Origin of the sequence: Geminocystis sp. CENA526, assembly GCF_050753365.1 — a bacterium.
Classification (GTDB): domain Bacteria; phylum Cyanobacteriota; class Cyanobacteriia; order Cyanobacteriales; family Cyanobacteriaceae; genus Geminocystis.
In genome coordinates this window covers 1-21955 of sequence record NZ_JBLZFY010000057.1, presented here as the reverse complement: position 1 = coordinate 21955, position 21955 = coordinate 1, and the positions used below count along the sequence as shown (strand labels likewise).

Annotated in this window: 8 protein-coding genes; 3 read left to right on the top strand and 5 right to left on the bottom strand. The window is 37.9% G+C overall.

Annotated features, from left to right (window positions below):
- Window positions 1–6 precede the first annotated feature (6 nt).
- Both mgtE and fusA read right to left on the bottom strand, forming a co-directional pair.
- Entirely contained in the window at window positions 7–1404 is a 1398-nt protein-coding gene (mgtE, locus tag ACN4EE_RS14545; protein ID WP_431707176.1) for a magnesium transporter, read from the bottom strand.
- Between the two features lie 381 nt (window positions 1405–1785).
- Window positions 1786–3879: an elongation factor G gene (fusA, locus tag ACN4EE_RS14540; protein ID WP_431707175.1), complete on the bottom strand. Its 2094-nt coding sequence runs from the start codon at window positions 3877–3879 to the stop codon at window positions 1786–1788.
- Window positions 3880–4091: 212 nt separating this feature from the next.
- Here fusA and tilS point away from each other — a divergent pair, with 212 nt between their 5' ends.
- Window positions 4092–5060, top strand: a complete 969-nt coding sequence (tilS, locus tag ACN4EE_RS14535) for a tRNA lysidine(34) synthetase TilS (RefSeq protein WP_431707174.1) — start codon at window positions 4092–4094, stop codon at window positions 5058–5060.
- A 978-nt stretch (window positions 5061–6038) separates the two neighbouring features.
- Window positions 6039–19028 carry a cadherin-like domain-containing protein gene (locus tag ACN4EE_RS14530; protein WP_431707173.1) on the top strand — a complete coding sequence of 4330 codons (12990 nt, stop codon included), beginning with the start codon at window positions 6039–6041 and terminating at the stop codon, window positions 19026–19028.
- 289 nt (window positions 19029–19317) lie between these two features.
- Here ACN4EE_RS14530 and ACN4EE_RS14525 read toward each other — a convergent pair whose 3' ends face one another.
- From ACN4EE_RS14525 to ACN4EE_RS14515, 3 genes are all read right to left on the bottom strand, one after another.
- Window positions 19318–20445, bottom strand: coding sequence for an aldo/keto reductase (locus ACN4EE_RS14525; protein WP_431707172.1), 1128 nt, complete (start codon window positions 20443–20445; stop codon window positions 19318–19320).
- A 118-nt stretch (window positions 20446–20563) separates the two neighbouring features.
- Window positions 20564–20752: an NAD(P)H dehydrogenase subunit NdhS gene (locus ACN4EE_RS14520; RefSeq protein WP_431707171.1), complete on the bottom strand. Its 189-nt coding sequence runs from the start codon at window positions 20750–20752 to the stop codon at window positions 20564–20566.
- A gap of 60 nt (window positions 20753–20812) precedes the next feature.
- Window positions 20813–21040: an indolepyruvate ferredoxin oxidoreductase subunit alpha gene (locus ACN4EE_RS14515; RefSeq protein WP_041922657.1), complete on the bottom strand. Its 228-nt coding sequence runs from the start codon at window positions 21038–21040 to the stop codon at window positions 20813–20815.
- A gap of 181 nt (window positions 21041–21221) precedes the next feature.
- Here ACN4EE_RS14515 and ACN4EE_RS14510 point away from each other — a divergent pair, with 181 nt between their 5' ends.
- Complete coding sequence (locus ACN4EE_RS14510) at window positions 21222–21815, top strand: GIY-YIG nuclease family protein (RefSeq protein WP_431707170.1); 594 nt, start codon at window positions 21222–21224, stop codon at window positions 21813–21815.
- Window positions 21816–21955: the final 140 nt, after the last annotated feature.

The window sequence follows — 21955 nt, the reverse complement described above, 5'->3', positions numbered from 1 at the left end:
TCCCCCTTAAATCCCTAACATTGTACGAGCAATGGTAAAATAAATCAATACTCCTAAAACATCCACCGCAGTAGTAATAAAAGGTGCAGACATCAAAGCGGGATCGAGTCCAATCGACTTAAATAGAAAAGGTAAAGCCGATCCAGAAACCGAAGCCAATACAGAAATCGCTACTAAACTCACTCCCACAGATGTTGCTACAACAATATTTCTTCCCGTTTGAGGTAATAAATAAGCCCAAATAGTAGCCAAAAAACCTAGAATTAAGCCTAATAATAACCCTGCTAAGGCTTCTCTTGCAATAACTTTCGGTGTGCCTAAATCATTCATTTCTCCCGTACTTAAACCCCTAATGACAACAGTAGATGACTGAGTACCAATATTACCACCTGTCCCGATTAACAAAGGAATAAAAGCGGCTAACACCGTAACTTTAGCTAAAACGTCTTCTTGCGCCCCAATAATACTTCCCGTAACGGTATTGGTAAGTAACAAGACTAATAACCACGTTACCCGTCTTCTAGCTACGGTAAAAAGATTTGTCTGAAAGTAGTTTTCCCCGTCTGATTGTACCGCCCCTAAAGCGTAAATATCTTCGGTGGCTTCTCTTTCTAAAATATCGATAATATCATCTACGGTGACAATACCCACTAGGCGTAATTCTTTATCGACTACGGGTACAGCCAAAAAGTCATATCTTTGAATTAGTTTAGCTACTTCTTCTTGATCCATGTCAGTTTTAACATAAACCACATCCCTAGTCATAATTTCTTCTAAGGTTTGATTGGGGGAGTGTAAGACTAAATCTCGCAAGGAAACGATACCTGCTAAATGACGGGAGGCATCGGTTACATACATATAATAGATTAACTCAGAAGCCTTTGCTAAGGAGCGGATTCGATCGAGAGTTTCTTCTACGGTTAAAGTTTGTTTAAGGGAGATATACTCAGGAGTCATTATTCTTCCTGCGGTGTCTTCCTCATAACCCAATAGCAAATTCGTAGCTTGTCTTTCTTCGGGGCTTAATTGCTCTAAAATACGGCTTACTACCATAGCAGGTAACTCATCGAATAACCTAGCTCGATCGTCTGGTGACATTTTGTCAACAATATCCAACACTTCTTGACGTTTAAATTCTTCGATGAGGGCTTGTTGTACACTAGACTCCAAATGTTCATAAACATCGATGGCTTCGGTTTTATTCAATAATCGAAACGCAATTAACTGCATGGAGGGGGGTAAATATTCGATCGCTTCCGCTATATCCACCGGTTGCACGGGTACCAATAAAGCCTTTGCACCTTCAAGATTATTTGTTTCTAACATAATCTCTAATTGAGAACTCACTAATTCTCTCAATTCGTGGCGAGAATCATTTTTTGCGATAGTTACATTGTCATTCACCAGTTTACCCCCTGATTTACTTACTACAAGACATCTTTGAGCTATCGAAATTTAATTCTAACCTTTGATTGCTTAATCTGAACAACGAATCATAGAGAATTGAGAATTAATCTTTTTCTCCACTCACTTATCGGGATGTTTGTCAAAGTTTATGTTAGGATATGTTTCGCCAACAGGATCATTTATTTCTTTAAGGATTATAGCACACTACCTGTCTCATAGATTTCGATCGAAATCAGGCTAGAAGCCCAAACTAAGAACCAAATATGAAATCGGGCTAGAAGCCCAAACTACGAACCAAATATGAAATCAGGCTAGAAGCCCAAGCTACGAACCAAATATGAAATCGGGCTAGAAGCCCGAACTACGAACCAAATATGATTATTTAGCGGCGGCTAATTCACGCTCTTTGGTTTCTTTGATTACTTCATCAGCTACGTTCTTAGGACAAGGTGCGTAGTGAGAAAATTCCATAGAGAATTGTCCACGCCCTGAAGTCATGGTTCTTAAATCGCCAATATAACCGAACATTTCGCTTAAAGGTGCTTCGGCTTTGATTCTGACACCCATAGGAGTTGTATTTTGAGATTTGATCATACCACGACGGCGGTTTAAATCACCGATAACGTCTCCCATGTGATCTTCAGGGGTGAATACATCAATATTCATAATAGGTTCTAATAACTGAGGACCGGCTTTAGGGATAGATTGACGATAACCTGCACGAGCGGCAATTTCAAAGGCGATCGCACTGGAGTCCACAGCGTGGAATGCACCATCGGTTAAGGTGACTTTTAAGTCCACACAAGGGAATCCTGCTAAAACACCTTTAACGATACTAGCTTGGAACCCTTTTTGTACTGCGGGCCAAAATTCACGGGGTACGTTACCACCAGTTACTTTCGATTCAAACTGGAAGCCACTACCTGGTTCACCTGGTTCAACGGTGTAGTCGATACGTCCAAATTGACCTGAACCACCAGATTGTTTTTTGTGGGTGTAACTGTCGTTAATAACTTTGGTGATAGATTCACGGTAAGCTACTTGAGGTTTACCTACTTCTACTTCTACCCCATGAGTACGGCGGAGGATGTCCACTTTAATATCAAGGTGTAATTCACCCATACCTTTAATGATGGTTTCGCCACTGTCTTGATCTGTTTCAACGTAGAAAGAGGGATCTTCTTGTACCATTTTAGAAAGGGCAAGACCCATTTTTTCGTTCCCGCCTTTTTGTTTGGGTTTGATGGCGATCGAAATAACGGGATCAGGGAATACCATCGGTTCAAGGGTTGCAGGGTTATTAGGATCACATAAAGTGTGACCAGTCTGCACATTCTTCATGCCCACGATGGCAACAATATCTCCTGCTTGAGCAGATTCGATCTCCATACGATCGTTAGCGTGCATTTCCACTAAACGACCAACACGATCGGTTTTACCTGTAGCGGTATTGAGAACGGTCATACCTTTACTTAATACCCCTGAATAAATACGGGTGAAAGTTAAAGCACCATATCGATCGTCCATAATTTTGAAGGCTAAAGCGCGTAAAGGTTCGTTAGCATCCACAAGGGCAAATTCACCAGTTTCGTTACCTTCCACATCAGTAATGGGTTGAGGATTTACTTCTGTCGGATCGGGTAAATAGTCGATAACAGCGTCTAAAACTAATTGTACCCCTTTATTTTTGAAGGAAGAACCGCAATAGGTAGGGAAAAAAGACATATCACGAGTACCTTTACGGATACAACGTTTAATATCATCAATGGCAATTTCTTCACCTTCGAGGTATTTTTCCATTAAGTCATCGTCTTGTTGTACCGCCGTTTCGATTAACTGTTCACGGTACATCTCGACATCTTCTTTCATGTCTTCGGGTACGTCTTCAATAGTGTAAGCAAAAGGATCACCAGAATCATCCCAAATCCAAGCCTGACGGGTTAATAAGTCCACTACTCCTTTAAATTCGGTTTCCACACCGATAGGTAATACCATTACTAAAGGTTCGGCGGCTAAAATTTCTTTAACTTGTTTAACTACACGGTAGAAATCTGCTCCAGTTCGATCGAGCTTATTAACATAGATAATACGAGCTACTTTAGAATCGTTAGCATAACGCCAGTTAGTTTCTGATTGAGGTTCAACCCCACCCGATCCACAGAATACACCGATACCACCATCAAGAACTTTGAGAGAACGATATACTTCGATCGTAAAGTCAACGTGTCCGGGGGTGTCAATGATATTGAATTGATAATCTTTCCAAAAACAGCTTGTAGCGGCGGATTGGATGGTAATACCTCTTTCCTGTTCTTGCTCCATGAAGTCAGTAGTAGCTGCACCATCGTGAACTTCACCGATTTTGTGAATTTTACCAGTTAATTTAAGGATTCTTTCTGTAGTGGTAGTTTTACCTGCGTCAACGTGGGCGAAAATACCGATATTTCTATATTTACTGAGATCTTTTGCCATAATAAAGTTTTCTATATTGATAATGTATTAAGAGTCAATGGGTTTTTCTCTCAAGGATGACTCTTAATGGAAATAAGTGTTTTCAAGATTGAAAAACACAGCTATCAGAATTTATCATGGTCAAACCACAAAAATTCTTTAAGACACATTTATTTATCATAAATGATATGTAACAAAATGTGAAAGAATAACTGAAAAGGAATTTTAAAAGAATGTGGACTTGTTATCATAGTAAATTACATCAAACTTTAAAAGATCGTCACCTATTACCAAAAAAGAGCAAAATCTTAATTGCAGTATCTGGAGGACAAGATTCCCTCTGTTTAGCTAAGTTATGCTTAGATTTACAATTAAAATGGCAATGGCAAATTTCGATCGTACACTATGATCATGGTTGGACATTGGATGAAGGATTAGCGGATCATGTTCAAAAAATAGCGCATGATTGGGGTATAGAGTTTTATTTGGAAAAAGCACAACAAAAAATCCCTGAAAGTGAAGCCCAAGCTAGAAAATACCGCTATGAAGGGTTAATCAATGTCGCTACTAAGCATCAATATAATTACTTGATTACGGGGCATACTTTGAGCGATCGAGCGGAAACTTTCCTGTATAACTTAATTAGGGGGGCAGGAATGGAAGGGTTAAGCGCGTTAAATTGGACAAGAAAACTTACTGATAATATTACCCTAGTGCGCCCCTTACTCAACTTTACTCGCAGTGATACCCTGAGTTTTTGTCACCAATTACAACTGCCTATTTGGGAAGACAAATATAATGAGGATAAAAAATTTGCGCGTAATCGCCTTCGTCTCGATTTAATACCCCATATCAAAAAAGAATTTAATCCAAAGATAGAACAACATTTAGCTCAAACAGCAGAGATTTTACGAGCAGATGTGGAATTTTTGACTCAAGAAGCCGAAAAACTCTTTAATTTAGCCTACCGTGATGATAGTTTAACTCGATCGAGCCTCAAGGATAAACCCCTCAGTTTACGCAGAAGGGTAGTAAAGATGTTTTTAGCACAAAAATTGAAAACCATGCCCAATTTTGAGCAAATAGAAGCCGTTGTGAGGTTAATTGAAGCCCCGAACCTCGATCGAACCTCAAGTCTTCATCAAGGTTACTTTGCTCAAGTAATACAGGATTCGATCGTCATTCAAAAATCAGACAATTAAGCCCAGTTGATGAGGGTAGTCGAATCAGCCTCTTGCCTTTTGCCTTTTGCCTTTCACAAAGTAAACATACAATTAATTTTCCCTATCTACTTAGGGTTTGCTGAATAAATCAAAAAGTTATTAAAATCAATGGTTTAGACACACTATATTCACAAAAAAGTGCGAATTTTGGCAATTGTTACTCAAAAACAGGGTATTTCAAATCTGATTATTCACAATACACCTGTGTATTTGTTGAAGAGATAACGCTTCAAAACCTTGATTTTTCATTCTTTAACCTGACACCCGATACCTGATGCCTGATACCTACCTTCATCAAAATACTTTTTCAGCAGACCCTACTTATCAAGTGAAATTTATTAAATTTTGACAATTGTGCTACATGAATTCGAGATAAAAATAGATGAGGACTGACTTGGAAAACAGGCAGACAGGCAGATTGTATTTCTTATGAATGAATAAAATTCTCTCAAAAGTACATCAAAAATTAAGAATTTTTTTCCTTGTCCACTTGTCCACTTGTCTAGTTTTCATCATTTTCTTTATGTCGAACTGAGGTTGTACTGAGGGTGTTTCTACTGAGGATAATTGAAGAATCAAAGTATGCTTTTTTGTCAAAAGATTTTTTGAGTACTTAATACTTAAAATTTAACACTTAAGTTTTTGCCAGTATTTTTTGTAAATCAACTATCAGAATCAAAATATAAAAACAAAATTTTTATGTTATTATTGAAGATAATCCTAATTTTGTTATTTTTTAATCTTATTTCAAATCTTTAAAGTCTATATATATCAAAGATTAAGTTATCAAAACTTAAATTTTTATGTACATTCACTGAAAAATAATTTAACTTTATACAAACTTTATATTAACTTTACACAAACTTTATATTAACTTTACAATATTTTAAATTACGTCTTTAAATCAATAAAAATATTTAAGTATATTATCTTAACACCCATTAAAAAGAGCTAACCATGATTATCACTATTAACGATACCAACTTAACTCCCTTCCAATACATTTTTGACGAAGATACAAACTTAATCTTTGGGAATAATCTCAGTATTACTGCTGATCCTAGCGCCTCGATCGAAATTACTATCACCGTAGATTCAACGGATGATATTCTCGGACAGTTTACTATTATTACCCCAGATAATCAAACCTTTACTGGAACTACTCTTACTTTTTCAGGAACTCTTGCAGAAATAAATGACGCTTTAGCAACCTTAATATTTACCCCTAATGCCAACGCTAACGGTATAGAACTTCTCAATATTTCTGTCATCAGCACAATTAATGATGGAATAAATCCTCCTGTAGTAACCAATGATGATAAGACCATTAGCCTCAATATCACCCCGGTAAATGATGTTCCCACTTTAACCCCCATTACTCTGACAGTGGCAGAGGGTGGAGAAATTACATTTATTGCCCATACACCCGAAGGCGGAGGGCAATTTGGTTTAGTTGATCCTGACATTGCTACAGGGCAACAAGAAGTCCAACAGATGATCGTTAAGATTACCGAGTTGCCAAGTAAAGGACAGCTAAGACTCGGTACGCAAATTTTACAGGTTGGCTCGGTATTTTCTTACAACCAAATAGGAAACGTTAGATACATCCATGATGGTAGTGACGTTAACCCCGATGATTCTTCCACTACTACGGATAGCTTTAAGGTAACGGTTAATGATGGCGGTGGCGGTATTTCCGATGAAACTACCATCAATATTAATTTAACTCCAGTAAATGTAGCCCCTTTCATTGCTTCAGCCGATTTTGCCATTTATGAAGGCACTACTGGGATTATCCCCTTAGGTCTATTTCTAGGAGATGATTTCGATACTCCAGCTAATTCCACTATTACCATCCTTAATGTTGTTAACAATGGACAGGGAACACTTCGTTTTAACGGTTTTGCTGTTTCTAATGGTTTAGTTATTAGTGGAGATGAACTAGGTTTATTGACTTTTGAGCATAACGGAACAGAACCTGATCCAGACTTTCCTCCTTTCTTCACTGTTGAAGTTACGGACGCTGGAGGAGGAACTGGTACACCTGCCACCACCACAAGCTCGATCGTTATCAAAATTAAAGAGGTTAACGATGACCCGATTTTGGTTAACAATCGAAATTCAACAAATCCTCTTGATGTTGAAGGTGGGGATGTTTATATTCTTCAAGATACAGACTTATTGGTTACAGATGATGATAATCTTCCTCCGCAATTAGTTTATACCCTCCAAACTCGCCCAAGTCAGGGAATTTTACAAGTTAATATCGCCCCCGATGGTGATCCCGAAGACTGGAGAACTTTAGGAATTGGTGGTTTCTTTACTCAAGAACAGATTAATCAAGGGAGAGTACGTTATGTTCATCAGCTAGATGGAACTACTGTTATCACTGACTCCTTTGATTTTAAAGTCAGAGACTCAAGGTTTACTCTTATCCCAGATGGACCTTTTAAAGTAGAAAGAGAGGGGGGCGTAAGAGATAATCCGAATGATGACGAACTAGCTGTTAAGACTTTTAATATTAATATCACTACACCTAATCCCGATCCTGAGCCTGTAATTACTGCTCCAAGTCCGGGTTTTGGTGGAGATAGTGGTACTCCCCTCGAAAACTCTCCTCAATTAGATGCGGATGTCACTTTTACTAATAACAATTTCTTAAATGTTGCTATTGGCGATCGAACCACAGAAGGAGGAAGCGGAGTTTTAACCTCGGCAATGTTAAACTTTGTTTTTGTTAACTCAGCCGCTTTCATCGTTCCTCCAGAACAAACCGTTTATACTATTCTCGACTTACCAAGCAATGGTAAACTAGAAAGATATGATGCCATAAAAGGAAAATGGGTAGAATTAAGTGAGGGTAGTACCTTTACCCAAGCAGACATCAACGTAGGTGATTTAAGCCTAGATTTAGAAAATGATACAATTCCAGAGGGTACTATTCGCTTTGTCCATGATGGTAGCGAAAAGTTTATCAGTAGCTTTAATTATACCGTTAGTGCGGGTGGGGAAGTTCGTATTAACACGAAAACTGATCCTAATTTTGATCCCTTTACCCTCGACATTATCCCTATCAATGATACCCCTACTGTTAGTAAACCTCAAAGAATAACCCTTCAAGAAGATGGTGTCACAACGATCGATCAAGCCAAAATCAGATTACAAGATAAAGACAACGATCCATCTAGTGATAAACCCAATAACCCCCTTCTATTACTTCCTAGCGAAGATTTTAAAAATAATTCAGACATAGAGTATTTTCGAGTTAATTCCTTACCTACCAATGGCACATTATTTATTGATAATAATGGAAGTGGAGATCCCAATGCTGTAGGAAACATAATCATCGATCTCAGTACGGATATTAGTAAAGATCACTTACTAGAAGGAAGGGTTAAATTTAAGTATGACAATAGTTTCGAGTTTATTGATACTTTAGAAATTACTCCCTTTGACGAGAATGATCTTACTCTGACACCCCTTGATATTGATTTTTCGCCTGAAAAATTTGCCTTTAGCAATACTCTTGAGTTTCAATTTACCGCATTACCTGATCATGGTACTTTATTTATTGACGCTAACAATAATGGTCAAGTAGATACTGGGGAAGAAGTACAGCTAAATGTATGGTATCCTTCATCCCTATTAACTGGCAATGAACTAAAATATCGTCATAATGGCACAGAGAATTTTAGTGATCAGTTTACAGTTCAAGTCAGGGATGACAAAGGGCAACTCAATAGTATTAGTGATCCAGTTGATGTTGATATTGATATTTTCCCCCTCAATGATACTCCTATCGTACCTTTAACATCATCTATCAATCCTGACAACGATATTATCATCCCCGATCCTTTACCCGGAGAAGTTGCTACAGCCACGAATAAAGGTTTAGGTTTTTTAACTCCTTTAAATGAAGGTGCAACTGCCACTATTACTAATAGTTTATTACAAGCAGTTGATCCAGACAATAACCGTATTCAAAGACAATATCGCATCACCGAAAGAGTCACTAACGGCACATTATTTCTTAATGGAAAGGCTTTAGGAGTTGGTAGTACCTTCACTCAAAAAGACATTGATGATGGACTGTTAAGCTACAGACATAATGGTTCAGAAAATTTTGCTGACTTCTTTAAATTTACTGTCAGTGATGGTGCGGCAACCACCGAAGAAGCAACGTTTAGCATTAAGGTTAATCCCCTCAACGATAAACCAACTTTAACTACTCCCACTATTCCTTTTAATTTAGGTTCTACATCACCTTTACCTATCACTGGTATTAGCGTTGCGGATATTGATTTAGTTGACGTTGCGGATGGAGAAACTGATAGAATTCGAGTCACGATCGATCCTAAACTAACCCAAGCCTTTAATTCTCAAAATATCGGTGATACTTTTAATGATGGACAACTTTCCTTAATCGATAAAACGGGAATTACATTTATTAATCCTGCTACGGGTTTAGCCTATGTAAATCAAAATGATCCAGCAATCGGTAATGGAGTACCTTTAATTATTGAGGGTACTTTAAGCGCTATTAATACTGCTTTGAGTGGTAATAATTTAACCTATCAAACTAATGTTGACTTAAACCAGACGATCGAGCTTAATGTAACCGTGGACGATCGACTTTATGATGGTAGCGGTAATGTCATTGGGGCAAATGGAGGTACATTAAATCAGGGTACGAATGGCGGTACATTGCCTTTAAATGATGCTAACAATACGGTAACGAGAGTAATTAATATCAATGTTTCTACCGACAACGATGACACTACTATCACCATACCCAATGATCTCGTAACGGTTACAGAAGATGAAATTAGTGGAGCTGTTTTCAGTGGCATACAAATAAGAGATGCTGACACTTTCCAAACTACCAACAATACTGTTAAATTGACGGTACAAAATGGTACTTTGTCTTTTGTTAATCCTCCTTCTGGTTTTACTATCACAGGACAAGGAACGAATGAAGTTAACATAACTGGTTCTTTTGTGCCTAGCGCCATTGATGCCCTATTCGATTCTCTCCGATATACGGGCGATCCTAACTTTAACGGTATTAATCCTACTAATGGTGTTGATACTTTAAACATTGAGGCGGTGGGCGTTGGTAGTGTAGGACAAGGAGCGGTTAAAACGGCGATCGCCTCGGTAGGTATTAATGTTACCCCTGTTAATGATGCCCCTGTAGCGACAGTTCCAAATACTCAGATTCTTAACGATACAAGTATCACCTTTAGCAGTGCCAATGGTAATGCTATTTCGATCGACGATCCTAATGATTTCAATGTTACGAACACCCCTAATGCGGTTAATAATTTTCGAGTTACCCTCACAGTCTTAAAAGGTGGAAATCCTGATGGTACTTTAACTATTAATGGGGCTTCGGGTTTAACAGATAGTGATGGTAATGCTCATATTGTTGTCTTACAAGGAACAAAAGAACAAATTAATCAAGCTCTCGATGGATTGGTTTATGCTCCCACTAACTCTAATTCTGATCTTGCCGCCACCCTAACTATTCTTGTGGAAGATTTAGGTAATGGTGGTATTCTTATCGGTGGAAGTGGAGATAATTTAACTGATGAGAAAAGTATTACTATCAATGTATCTCAGACCAACGATCGACCTTCCTTTGATCAATTAGATGCTACTTCCCCTAATACCTATATCGAAAATGGTAGTGCTATCCTCATCGATAATAATGCTATCTTAAAAGACCCAGAATTAGAACTATTCAATAATTGGCGTGGCTCAGTTTTAACCATTCAAAGGGGTACAGTTGACGGTAGTAATAATGGTACATTTACTCCCAATGCCGAAGATATTTTTGGAGGTTCTGTATTCAGTGGCAGTAATGTAGTGGTAGGGGGAGTTTTGATCGGTACTTTTACCAATACAAATGGTGTTTTAACGATCGAATTTAACAATAATGCTACCACTGCCAGAGTTAATAGTACTTTACAACAAATTACCTATGCTAACAGTAGTGACAAACCACCCACATCCGTTAGTTTAGTCTATACCATTAACGATGGTAACAGTATCAATGGCGATCCCATCTTTACAGGCTCTCAGGGTAGTGGCGGAGCGTTAAGTTTTAGCCAAGCAATTAACGTTACTATTACCCCGATGCCCGATGCCCCCGTCGTCACTACCTCCTCTGGTAATGCCACCTTTACCGAAGCGGCAGGACAAATTGGCAATAATACCCCTATCCTCGTTGATAATAACCTTACCATCACCGATGCAGATGATACCCAGATGGCAAGTGCCATTATTTCTATTAGTAGTGGTTTCAGAACAGGTGATGTTTTAAATATTAATGGTGCTACTATTGGTCAAGTTATAAGCGGTACAAATATTACCTTTGATAATTATAATTCTAGTACTGGAGTCTTAACTCTTTCGGGTGTAGATTCCATTGCGAATTATGAAACGGTTTTACGTTCTCTTACCTTTGTTAACACTGGTGATGATCCGACTAATGCTACCCGTACTATTACTTATAGCGTCACCGATGCTAACTCCGATGGTTTTGCTACTGCTGCATTTGGCACAGCCACCAGAAACATTACGGTAATTCCTGTTAACGATGCACCCACTTTAACCGCCACTGGTTTAAATCCAGGCTATGTAGAGGATACCGTTGCTTTTTCTACCCTATTTAATAATTCGGTAGCAAGTTCGATCGAATCTGGACAATTAATTAATCAATTAGTCTTTACCATTAGTAATGTTACTGACATAGGCAATGAACAGTTAGACGTTAATGGTACAACAGTTACCTTGACGGATGGTGCAACTTTCAACACAGGCGGTTTTAGTGGCTCGGTCAGTTTCAGTGGTAGCACCGCTACAATCACCCTTAATAATGCTACTGGTGCAACGGAAGCACAAATTAACAGTTTAGTTGATAGTTTAGGCTATAAAAACACCAGTCAAGACCCTACAAGTGGGAATCGAGTTGTCATCATTACTTCTATTACTGATAACGGCGGTACAAATGATAATGGAATTGATAGCAGTAACCCTAATTTAGTCTCAACCATTAATGTTATCCCCGTCAATGATGAACCCATCCTCAATGCAAATTCTTTAAATCCCACTTACAACGAGGATGCTCCAGCTGTCAATTTATTTAGTGACACGACAAGCAGTACGATCGAATCTGGACAAGAACTAGATCAATTGCAATTAACTGTTAGTAACGTTAGTGATGGTGCTGATGAAATTCTGAATATTGGTGGAAGTGCCGTTACTTTAACTAATGGTAATAGCGTCAATACCGCTAATGGCTATACAGTGACAGTGACGGTTGATGGTAGTGGATTAGCAAGTTTAACCATCACCAAAACAGGAGGGGGAGGCGTTACTCCTGCGGATATTAACACCTTAGTTAATGGCATCACTTATCAAAATAATAGCCAATCCCCCACAGAGGGAACACGAACTGTTACCATTACTACTTTAAGAGATACTGGTCCTGATAATACCTTTACAGTTGATGGCGTACCATATACTAACGATAACTTCAATGACAATGTTAATCGGGTTTCTACCATTACAGTCAACGCTGTTAATGACGCTCCTGTTTTAGATGCTACCCCTGACTTAAGTATTTCTACCATTGAAGATATAGGTGTACCAAGTGGACAAGTAGGCTTCTTAATCAATAATTTTGTAACAGGAATCAGCGATGTTGATGGGTTTGGCGTACCAAATGGTATCGCCCTTACCAACGCCAGTAATTTAGGTACAGTCTATTACTCCACTAATAATGGTACAAGTTGGACAGAATTTACGGGAACTTTATCTGAAAGTAATGCTTTATTATTAGCAAATGACGGCAATACTCGCATTTTCTTTAGCCCTAATACAGACATTAATGGTGTTTTAAATACTGGTATCACCTTCCGAGCTTGGGATCAAACTCAAGGAAGCAATGGCAATACCTTTAATATCAGCGCTACGGGAGGCACAACGGCTTTTTCTAATGAAACCGATACTATTAGCATTACCATTGATCCTGTTAATGATGCTCCCACTCGCACCAGTCCTACTACAACCCTAGCATCGATTTTAGAGGATGAAGCCAATACTAATATTAATGGTGCAACAGTTGATTCTTTATTTAACCCTACTTTTTCTGATGTAAGGGATGATCAAACCGCTAATAGTGGTTCATCTGCTAACAATTTTGCAGGTATCGCTATTACAACCAATAATGCTAATGCTTCCACTCAAGGTGTTTGGCAATATTCTACTGATAGCGGTTCAAGTTGGACTGCTTTACCTCCCGTATCTTCTAGCAGTGCCTTTGTTTTAGCACCCGATGCCTTATTACGTTTCGTGCCTGTGGAAGACTATTTTGGCAACCCCGGCAGTTTAATTACCCGTCTTATTGATAATTCTTCAGGTGCAGTAACTTCTGGCACAACGGTTAATGTTAGTGATGATACTAACCTTAGTGGTGGCATTACTCCTTACAGTAACTCCAATAATGCTGTCACTTTAACCACCAGTGTCACCTCTGTTAATGATGCCCCTAGCGGTGCAGACAATACCATCACCACTGATGAGGATCAATCTTATACTTTCACTGTAGCTGATTTTGGCTTTAGTGATCCTAAAGATTCGATCGAACCCAATAACTTAAATCGAGTAAAAATTACCACTTTACCCACTAATGGCACTTTAACCAATAACGGTAATACTATTAATGCTGGAGATTTTATCGATGTTGCCGATATTACCGCAGGAAGGCTAGTCTTTACCCCCATTGCTAACCAAAACGGTAATAATTACGCTAGTTTTACCTTCCAAGTGGAAGATGATGGAGGCACTGATAACAATGGGATTAATTTAGATCCAATTCCCAATACCATTACTCTTAATGTTAATCCTGTTAACGATGCACCCATTGCTACAGGTACAGTTAGCGTTGGTAGTGCTATGGAAGATACTGAACCCACTGGTACACTTATTACTAACTTGATTACAAATGCCAATTATTCTGATGCTTTAGATGACATAACTACAGCCATCGGCACAGATAATGCTACTCCCCTGAGTTCGATCGCCGTTATCGGTAGCACAAATTATGTGGCGGGACAAGGAAATTGGCAATACAGCGATGGTAGTGGAGGATGGATTAATATTCCAGTCAGTGGCTTATCTGATACAAATGCTCTAATTATTCCAGCAGGGCGAGAAATTCGCTTTGTACCTGCTCTTAATTTCTTTGGTACACCCGGTAGTTTAACCGTTCGTTTAGCTGATGGCACTAATGCCTTAACTGCTAGTAACGACAGTAGTGATCTCAAAAATCTTGGCACAGTGGGAGGTACAAGTGCATGGTCAAGTGACACAGTAACGATTACCAGTGATGGTATAACTAACGTCAACGATCGACCCACAGCCACTAATACCACTATCTCAGGCACATTAGAAGACAATACCACAACCCCCTTAATAGTTACGGGTGCTAACTTCGGTTATAGTGACGCAACGGATGATCAAACTGGAATCACTGGTGGCGGAAATGCTAGTAGTGACTTTGGAGGTATTGCGATCGTTGGTAATACTGCTACTCAAGGAAATTGGCAATATTCGATCGATAATGGGAATAATTGGGTTAATGTGAGTTCAGTTCCAGTTTCTAACAGTTCGGCTTTAATTCTCCCCGTCAATGCACAATTACGCTTTGTACCTAATCCTAACTTTAACGGTAATCCCGATCCTTTAAGTATCCGAGTTGCCGATACTACCCAAACTTTTAATAGTGGCGTCAATAATGCAGGTGTTGATATTAGTGGTAATTTAACCCAGACTAGCACATGGTCAGATATTATTACTCTTTCTGCACCCATTACCCCCGTTAATGATGCTCCTGTTTTAAATGCTAATCATGGTAATCTTTCTGTTACAGAAAACAACACAACAGGCACAGGAAATTCGATCGAACCTGTCAACCTACTGAGTAATGCTAACGTTACAGATATTGACTTAACAACTACCAATGGCTTATCTGCCACCATTTTTGGTGCGGGTACAATTACCGCACGAATCCCTAATGGAATAAGCGGAGATATTTTACAGATTAATCCCACTTTTACATTACCCTCTGGTATTAGTGTGAGCGGTGGTGATGGTAGTAACCCTCTTATTATCTCCCTCGCTGATAATACAACTCTGACAGAAGTTAACAATATTCTTGATAATATTCAGTACAGAAGTTCTAGTGATAATCCCACCAATTTTGGTGCTAGTGTCGTTCGGACTTATGAAATATTTGTCAGTGATGGTAATAACATTCAAGCGGGGGGGAATGCAGGAGGTGTAACGGCTCTTAATTCTGATACTCTTACAGGTACAATTGCTATCACAGCCGTTAATGATGCTCCTGTTTTAGATACGAACATTAATCCTGTTTTAAGTTCCACAGAAGATAATCCTCCTCCTGTGGGTGCAGTAGGTAGTTTAATCTCTGATTTTGTGGGCGGTATCAGCGATGTGGATAGTCTTAATCTTGGTATTGCCATTACCAATGTTAATAATCTCGGTACTCTTTGGTATTCTACTAATAATGGAACTAATTGGAGTTCGATCGATCCTAACTTAATCTCAGAAAGTAATGCTTTACTACTTGCTGATGATGCTAATACTCGTTTATACTTCCAACCCAATGCTGATTTAAACGGCACTCTTAACAGTGGTATTACCTTCCGTGCATGGGATCAAAGTGAAGGCACTAATGGGCAACCCTTTAATATTACTACAACGGGAACGGGAGGAATTAGTCCTTTTTCTAGTAATACAGATTCGATCGCTATCAATATTAGTCCAGTAAATGATGCACCCCGTCGCCTTGCCAATAGCACAAATCCCATCATCAGAATCAATGAAGACATAGAGGATTCTTCAAATTTGGGTGATACCGTTTTCAACCTGTTCAATCCTAACTTTGATGATAGTATTGATGATCAAACTGCCAACAATGGTTCATCTCCTAATGGTTTAGCAGGAATCGCTGTTATCGTTAATAATGCTACTGCTGATCAAGGTACTTGGCAATGGTTTGATGGAAGTAACTGGCAAAATATTAATACAGGCAACATATCCGCTAATGCCCTGTTTTTAGACAAAGATACTTTCGTTCGTTTTAATCCTAACCCTGATTATAACGGCAATCCCGGAGTTTTAAGAGTTCGTTTAGTGGATGATTCTGTTGATCCTAATTTACAATCTGGTGATGTCATTGATTCCCGTCCTGTCAATGCAGGTGGTACAACAGCTTTTAGTGATAATAATAACACCGTTAACTTGAGATCGATCGTCCGTCCTAGTAATGATGATCCCACTTTAACAATACCCCTAGTTACTCAAACTCTCGCTAGTGGTACAAGTTTGACCTTTAGTACTGCTAATGGTAATGCTATTTCCTTTGATGATGCTGTAGATTTACAGTATGGGGCAACGGATTTCTTTACAGTCACCTTATCAGTCACAAAAGGTGGTAATCCAGACGGTAGCTTAACCATTACTAACTCTTTCGGTGCAATAGTAACAGATAACGGTAATGATACTATTACCCTAACAGGAACACAAGATGCGATTAATCAAGCTCTTGCCAATGGTTTAGTTTATGCCCCAAGTGATCCTAACTCTGAACAAACGGCACAACTTACCGTGACTGTTAATGATGGTCAAAATGGTGGCACTTTCGGTAATCCTGATAGTGGTATTGTTACGGGAGTAATTAATATTAACGTTAGTACTACCAATGATCCTCCCGTTATTACTCGACCTGTCAACGTCACCGCCTTTGAAGATACTCCCTTTAGCTTTACAGGTGCTAATCAAATTTCCTTTGATGATCCAGACGATTTCGGTGGTATTTTGCACGTCCGATTAAGTGTTGACAATGGTACTTTGAACCTCGGTACGATCGAGGGACTAACTTTTAACGCAGGTACAAGTTCTAGCGGTTCGCTCATTGTCATCAGAGGAACTGAAACTGATCTTAATAATGCCCTAGCTAGTCTCACTTATCTAAGCAATGAAGATTATAATGCCATCGGTACTAACGCTGATACTTTAAGGATTCGAGTTAATGACTTAGGAAATACTGGTTCGATCGGCGGTGTTGTCGGTGCATCGAATATTATCAATCGTACTGTGAATATTAATGTTAACCCCGTGAACGATCGACCCGTCGTACCCCAGGATATTTTCTTATCCCAACCCCAATATTCGGGTTCTGGTACTCCTCCCTCCTATGCCCTAAGTAATCTATTTAATACGACTAATGGTAACTTTGACGATAGCAAGGATCAAGTTGTGGGAGGAAGTAGTGCTAATAGTTTATTAGCGGTAGCTATTACGGGAAATACAACATCAGCCCAAGGACAATGGCAATACCTAGCAGGACGCATTTGGACAAATATGCCCAACAATGTTAGTGAGACTAATTCCTTAGTGCTATTTCCCACTACCCGTATTCGTTTTGTTCCCGTGTCAGGAAGTACGAATGCACCTCCATTACAAGCTAGAGTTATTGATAATAATAATGGTATTAATGGTAACGGTGCTAGTACAGCCTTTGGTACTAATGGGTTGTCCAATGGTGCAAGAATTGATTTAACAAGCCGAAGCATGGGAGTAAATGACATCACAAGTGCCATCAGTCAACAAGTCAATATCCATACGCCGGGGAATCTGAACACCCCTCCTGTTATCAATGAATTAGATGGAAAATTCTTTCATACTGCCCCTAATTCCAGTAATTTGGTCATTAATAGCTTAGTTAATCCTTCTGGTTCACCCCAAGCAAATATTTATGATAAGGAGTTTTTAAAAACAAATGGAACATTAACCGTCAGTTTAGCTGACGACTCTAGTTTCTACTTTGGCGGGGATAACACTGGAGAAACTATTGATATTCGTTCGGGTTCTGGAATTATTGTTGATGATACAGACAATACTTTGACGATCGCAGGAACACAGATTGGAACTTTTAGCGGTGGCACTAATGGCACTCCCCTAGTCATCACTTTTAGTCAAGAATTAAGTCAAGCACAAGCGGATACCTTAATTCAAAACATCAGTTATAGTACTAATCAATATGAAGGTTTACGAAAACTATCCTTCATTGCCAACGATTCTTTATTAAACTCCAACCGTGCCGAAGTTTATATTCAAGTTTCCAATAACCCTTGGATTCCCAGTAATAAAATGATTGGTGATCTTTCTGGACAACCCCGTAGTGATACCATTATTGGTACTCCTCAAAATGATTTCATCAACGGCAGAGGAGCAAATGATGCTCTTTACGGGCGAGAAGGCAATGATATGATCATCAGTGAAAGTGGTACAAGTATCCTTGATGGTGATGTCGGTAATGATACTCTCATTGGCTCTTCTGATAATGACATGATGCGTGGAGGTGCTGATAATGACTTATTAATCGGCAACGGCGGTAATGATCAAATGAATGGAGGTAGTGGCAATGATACCCTTGTGGGGGGGGCAGGTGCTGATACTTTAACGGGAGGTTCAGGAAAAGACTATTTCGTTTATCCTTCAGCCAGAGATTCCCTTCTAAATCCCACTCAGCCTATGAACTCAAATACTTATGATTACATTATGGACTTTAATGCTAGTGAAGGGGATAAAATTGTGGTTCAAAATGACATAATTGATGTGATTAATTACGGTACGATTTCTAGCATGAGTGAAGTTATTACCAGATTAAGTGAATTAGAAATCAATCAAGTTGGTATCTTGACTTTAAGTGGTTCACCCACTCAACACTTCCTCGCTATCAATCAATCTGGTATTGGTTTTGATGCCAATAATGATACCTTTATCCGTATCAATACCGTTAACTTAACGAAAGATGACTTTATGACGTTAAATGAGTTTATTACATCAGCATAGGTATAAATGTAGGGGTTGAACAATGTTCAACTCTTCTCTGTGTTGGCGAGGGTAACTATCATCATTTTTTACCTCAGTTCGACATAAAGAAAATGATGAAAACTAGACAGGAGGACAAGTGGACAAGTGGACAAGTGGACGGGGAGAAAAATTCTCAATATTTGATGTACTTTTGAGAGAATTTTATTCATTCACCAGAAATATAATCTGCCTGTCTTCGGAGTCTTCCAAGTCAGCCCTCACCTATTTTTATATCGAACTCAGGTATTTTTGCTATGGTTCACTCAAGTTACTCCCATAATCTTCTCCTTGTACCACCATTAAATCGATTATGACTATCCCTTAATAACTCAGGAATGTTAAGATTTTCTGGGCATTTAGGCAAACACTCTCCACAATCGGTACATTTATCCCCTTTTTGTCCCCAAAACCAATGTCCTGCATTCTCTAGCATCTGATAACGATAACTGGCATAATCTTTCATAGCTAACCCTACCCCCAGATTTCGCAACCTTAAAATTTCAGGAATGTTGATATTTTCTGGACAGGGTAAACACTGATAACATTGGGAACATCGATCGAACTTTAAGGTATTTTTCAACGTATCTTCTATTTGATTAAATTTTTCTAACTCTAAAGGTGTTAACTCTCCATCTTCATCCGCTACGGATAAGGGTAAAATCAATTCATCGGGATTACTAGCACCTACACTTAAAGTTGTAATAGTTCGATCGAGCAGAAGAAAACGATAATTAAGCAATAAAGGGGATAAAGGTTGACAAATTTCTTGTAATTGAGCCGAAGGATTATATAAACGCCCTCCCTTATCAGCAGGAGAGATAATAAACACCCCTAAATCCTTTTTTTTCGCTAATTCTATAACAGGATAATTTCTTTGAAAAAAGTAATAATAATGAAGGTTTACAAAATCAAAAAATCCTGTAGAAATTGTGTTTAATATTAAATCTAAATCACCGTGAGTAGAAAAGCCAATATGTTTAATTTTTTCCTCTTTTTGGGCTTTTTGTAAAACCGTTAAACAACTATTTTCCTGTGTTAATAAATGCAAATGTTGCTCTGTATTTATCCCATGAATAGCTAAACAATCAATATAATCAATACCTAAATTATTTAATGATTCATGTAACCATTTTTCCATGATTTTACTATCACTAACAGGGGTTAATTTAGTGGTAATAAATATTTGTTCACGAGGAATATTTAATTTTTTTAACGCTAATCCTAAATATTGCTCACTTTTACCATAACCTCTAGCGGTTTCAAAATGATTAATACCTAAATCTAAAGCCTTTTTTACAGTATTTAAAAGTTGTAATTCATCATAACAACATCTCATTAAACCTAAAGAAAATACCGATAAATTTAATTCTGTTTTTCCAAAACGGCGATATTTCATTCAATCAAAATCTCATCAAAAACAAAGATTTAAAACAAAAGTTTCCTGTTATATCCGATTCATTTTTGTTGGGTTTCGTTTCCTCAACCCAACCTACAATTTTCACTATGAAAAAGGGTTATTTTTTCTTTTTGGGATCAACAACTTCTAATTCTGATAACCTAAAAGTAATCAATTTATCCCAATTTCCTCCCTCAAATAATACTGCGGCTTTACCATCCGTTACTCTTTGTACTAAACCTTCAAAACGGTAGTAAATATCTTCTGCGTTAGTCACTGTAACTACTGTACCGGGTAAAATTATCATAATATTTGATGTTAATTAATGTAATTAAGTTTTATGGGTTAATTTTAGCAAAAATGGACATTAAACAGGGGTTTTTTGTAATTCTGGTCGTTCTTCTGCTAAGATAGCACCTTCCACTGGACAAACTTGAAGACAAATTCCACAATCTATACAGGTATCAAAATCAATCCAATACCAATCTGTACCTTTGATATTTTTGCTTGGTCCTTCATGGATACACGCTACTGGACAAGCTGAAACACAATCGGCGATTCCTTCACAAACATCGGTTACAATAGTATGGGGCATTTTCTCCAAACTCCTCTTTGATATAATTGCTTAAATAATTATTATAATTATAGGTCAATTTCTTAACAATTCGCAATATAATCTCAAATTGTCTATAGTTAAAACCTTAATTTTTTCCCTTATATACTTTTTTAAATTATTTAATTTTTATTAGTTCGATCGATCTATATTTTTTAGAAAAATGTCCTATTCCCATTATCCACACAAAAAAAAGAATAATGAGCAATTAAGTTTATTTGAAACAAAGTTTATTTATGATGTCAAAAAACCTAATTTAACTCCAGATTTTGCCATGAGTAAAGACTTTTTAGAAACATGGAAAAATAATCTTTATCAATATCAACAAAACCAGAGAAAAAATTTATCTTTACAAACTAATTTTTTAGAAACAAATACCATGGCAGATGTGGATATATTCGATCCATTTTCCCTTGAAACTCATCCCGACAGATTCTATGATTTACCGAATTATAACCTCAGTGAAAGTTGTCTTTACTTTATTTTAGATACTCATACTAATTTACTTTTATATATAGGAGAAACGAAATTATCTCCCTCTCAAAGATGGATTAATCATGACTGTAAAAGTTATATTCAAAGTTATATTGAATTGCATCGCAAATATAAATTAAATGTGCTTATTCGTAGTGCTTTTTTCTGGGGAATGCCGACGGATAGAAAGTTACGTCAAACCATAGAAAAAAACTTAATTGTTAAGTGGCGATCGCCTTTTAATAAGGAGTCTTGGCAATATTGGGGGCAACCCTTTAAATAATGAGGAATGAAGAATGGAGAATTGAGAATGGAGAATTAAGAATTAAGAATGAGGAATTAAGAATGAAGAATAAAAAACTATACACTATACACTATACACTATACACTATACACTATACACTAAACACTATACACTATTTA

Excerpts from the sequence above, each read along its gene's own strand:
- ACN4EE_RS14510 (WP_431707170.1), top strand. The coding sequence starts at position 21,222 with ATGTCCTATTCCCATTATCCACACAAAAAAAAGAATAATGAGCAATTA.
- ACN4EE_RS14530 (WP_431707173.1), top strand. The coding sequence starts at position 6,039 with ATGATTATCACTATTAACGATACCAACTTAACTCCCTTCCAATACATT.
- fusA (WP_431707175.1), bottom strand. The coding sequence starts at position 3,879 with ATGGCAAAAGATCTCAGTAAATATAGAAATATCGGTATTTTCGCCCAC.
- ACN4EE_RS14520 (WP_431707171.1), bottom strand. The coding sequence starts at position 20,752 with ATGATAATTTTACCCGGTACAGTAGTTACAGTGACTAACGCAGAAGAT.
- ACN4EE_RS14515 (WP_041922657.1), bottom strand. The coding sequence starts at position 21,040 with ATGCCCCATACTATTGTAACCGATGTTTGTGAAGGAATCGCCGATTGT.
- tilS (WP_431707174.1), top strand. The coding sequence starts at position 4,092 with ATGTGGACTTGTTATCATAGTAAATTACATCAAACTTTAAAAGATCGT.
- ACN4EE_RS14525 (WP_431707172.1), bottom strand. The coding sequence starts at position 20,445 with ATGAAATATCGCCGTTTTGGAAAAACAGAATTAAATTTATCGGTATTT.